We start from the raw sequence: 2,400 nt of genomic DNA on the forward strand, positions 1-2,400 counted from the left end.
CTGGCGGACTTCGAGCGGCGGGTACTGACTGCCCTGCTGCGCCTGCAGCGCCGCTTCGCCGGCCAGCGCCTGCTGCTGATCGGCCATGCCGGGGTGATGCGCCTGCTGCTGGCACGGCAACGGGGCCTGCCGCGCGCACGCTTGCTGGAGGTGACGGTGGCGCATGGCGAGCTGCTGCCGCTGGCCCGCTTGCGGCCATGCCCGTATGGCGAGCACGGCGGCAACGCCTGAACGGGAACCGACATGCTGCCGCTATTGATCGCCCTGCAGTTTCTCACCAGCCTGCCGATCCGCCTGCCCGCGCTGCCCACGCCGTTGCAGCAGGGGCGCTCGCTGCTCTACTACCCGCTGGTCGGGGCTTTGCTGGGGGCGCTGCTCTGGCTCGGTGCCATCCTGCTGGCAGGCGTGCCGCCGCTGTTGCAGGCAGCCTTGCTGCTGACGCTCTGGGTGGCCCTGAGCGGCGCCCTGCACCTCGATGGCCTGGCCGACAGCGCCGATGCCTGGCTCGGCGGTTTCGGCGACCGCGAGCGCACCCTGGCGATCATGAAGGACCCGCGCAGCGGTCCGGTCGCCGTGGTGGTGCTGGTACTGGTGCTGTTGCTCAAGTTCGCCGCATTGCTGGCGCTGCTGCAGGCCCAGCAATACCTGGCCCTGCTGCTGGCGCCCATGCTGGGACGCGCGGCGCTGCCGGCGCTGTTCCTCACCACGGCCTACGTGCGGCCCAATGGCCTCGGCCAGGCAATGGCGGCGAATCTGCCGCGGCGCTGGGCGCGCGGCGTGCTGGCAGCGGCCGCCCTCGGTTGCCTGCCGTTCGGTGAATCCGGGCTGGTTGCCCTGCTGATGGCCGTGGCGACGTTCTTCCTCGCGCGCCGCGCCATGCTCCGCCGCCTCGGCGGCACCACCGGCGACACCGCCGGCGCGCTGCTCGAGCTGGTGGAGTGCGCGGTGCTGGTGGGGCTGGCGCTGCAGGTGGGGTGGTAGGTTGGGCTGGCTTTGAGTTCGGCGTGTCATGTTGGGCTTCGTCGCTATGCTCCTCGACCCAACCTACCAGGCTGGACCCTGTGGGAGGCCCGACCTCGGGGCGATACAGGCCGCAGGCCTGCCGGCCGCGCAAAGGCACGCCATCGGTCTTTTCACGCCCCGGCGATCATCTTCGCCGCGGCACGCTCAGCCTGCGCTCGCCCCGGTCTAGCTTTCCGCCGCGAGGGCGGCATCGAGCTGTGCCGCCAGGCTGCCGTCGGCTTCCAGGCCGAGGATGATGTCGCAACCGCCGACCAGCTCGCCGCGCAGGAACAGCTGCGGGTAGGTCGGCCACTGTGAGATCTTCGGCAGCTTCTCGCGGATATGCGGTGCCAGCAGCACGTTGACCGTGGCGAACGGCCGGCCGCTGTTCTTCAGTGCCGCCACCGCGGCGCGGGAGAAACCGCACTCCGGCGCTTCCGGCGTGCCCTTCATGTACAGCAGCACCGGATGCTCGGCGAGTTGCTGGCGGATGCGTGCTTCGGTATCGAGAACGTGCATGCGTTCACTCCATCGCCAGCGCGTAGCGGGCGCTGTAGGCGCCGGGGGTGGCATGGGCCCGTTGCGGGCGAGCCTTCCAGGCCTCGTAGCCGCCGTCCAGGCTGTAGCAGTTGATGAAGCCGAAGTCGCTGAACAGCTGTGCCATGTCGCGGCTGGCATGGCCGTGCTCGCAACAGATGATCAGGTGGACATGATTCGGCGTGCTCTTGAGCAGCGTGCGCAGGTTCAGCTCGCTGAGGCGGGTGGCGCGCGGGTCGTGACCCTGGCAGTAGGCGCGGGCATCGCGCATGTCCAGCAGCATGGTGTTTTCGGTCGCCAGCAGCCGCTGGGCCTGCTCGACGCTGATGCGTTGGTAGTCGCTCATTGCTCTTCTCCAAAACAATCGTGATAGGTCGGGCAGGTTTCACAAGAAGGGGAGCGGCAGACGTAGCCGCCGTCCTGTTCGCATAGTTGTTTGTAGAGGAATTTCTTCCAGCGCATGTCCTGGGTGTTGCGCCGGGCCAGCTGCGGGAAGTTGTGCATCAGCAGCGCGTACAGCTGTGCCCGTGAGGCCAGGCCGAGGTCGCGCCACAGGTGTTCGCCACCGAGGCAGGCGGCGGCGACGATGGCGGCCATCGCCGGCTCGCCGTGGTCGTCCTGGCCGCCCAGCAGCAGGTCGTGCAGCGCCTGCCATTCTTCCCGGCGCAGCGCCAGCAACTCTTCGCGCAGGGCGTCGCGTTCGCCGAGCAAGGCCTCGTCGGCGCTACGGGATGGTGGCCGCAGCCCATGGCGCGCCAGGAGCCCGGCGTATTGCACGGCGTCGAGCCCGAGGTACTGCGGCAGGCAGCTGCGGCCTTCGCGCTGGGCGCGGATGATCTGCGCCAGCCAGGCCGGGTTGTC

Annotated in this window: 5 protein-coding genes; 2 read left to right on the forward strand and 3 right to left on the reverse strand. The window is 69.5% G+C overall.

What is annotated here, in order from left to right:
* Both LO50_RS22050 and LO50_RS22055 read left to right on the forward strand, forming a co-directional pair.
* Window positions 1–231, forward strand: a 231-nt coding sequence (locus LO50_RS22050) for a histidine phosphatase family protein (RefSeq protein ID WP_044316373.1), incomplete at its 5' end; no start/stop codon positions are given.
* 12 nt (window positions 232–243) lie between these two features.
* Window positions 244–981, forward strand: a complete 738-nt coding sequence (locus tag LO50_RS22055; protein WP_037044073.1) for an adenosylcobinamide-GDP ribazoletransferase — start codon at window positions 244–246, stop codon at window positions 979–981.
* Between the two features lie 207 nt (window positions 982–1,188).
* Here LO50_RS22055 and grxD read toward each other — a convergent pair whose 3' ends face one another.
* From grxD to LO50_RS22070, 3 genes are all read right to left on the reverse strand, one after another.
* Entirely contained in the window at window positions 1,189–1,521 is a 333-nt protein-coding gene (gene grxD / locus LO50_RS22060; RefSeq protein ID WP_037044071.1) for a Grx4 family monothiol glutaredoxin, read from the reverse strand.
* Window positions 1,522–1,525: 4 nt separating this feature from the next.
* Window positions 1,526–1,885, reverse strand: coding sequence for a thiosulfate sulfurtransferase GlpE (locus LO50_RS22065; RefSeq protein ID WP_037044068.1), 360 nt, complete (start codon window positions 1,883–1,885; stop codon window positions 1,526–1,528).
* The coding region (locus LO50_RS22070; RefSeq protein WP_044316374.1) for a nitrogen fixation protein NifQ at window positions 1,882–2,400 on the reverse strand (519 nt) is incomplete at its 5' end. The genes LO50_RS22070 and LO50_RS22065, both read right to left, overlap by 4 nt.

Origin of the sequence: Stutzerimonas stutzeri, assembly GCF_000935215.1 — a bacterium.
GTDB lineage: Bacteria > Pseudomonadota > Gammaproteobacteria > Pseudomonadales > Pseudomonadaceae > Stutzerimonas.

Coding starts and splice junctions, on each gene's coding strand:
- LO50_RS22055 (WP_037044073.1), top strand. CDS start 244: ATGCTGCCGCTATTGATCGCCCTGCAGTTTCTCACCAGCCTGCCGATC.
- grxD (WP_037044071.1), bottom strand. CDS start 1,521: ATGCACGTTCTCGATACCGAAGCACGCATCCGCCAGCAACTCGCCGAG.
- LO50_RS22065 (WP_037044068.1), bottom strand. CDS start 1,885: ATGAGCGACTACCAACGCATCAGCGTCGAGCAGGCCCAGCGGCTGCTG.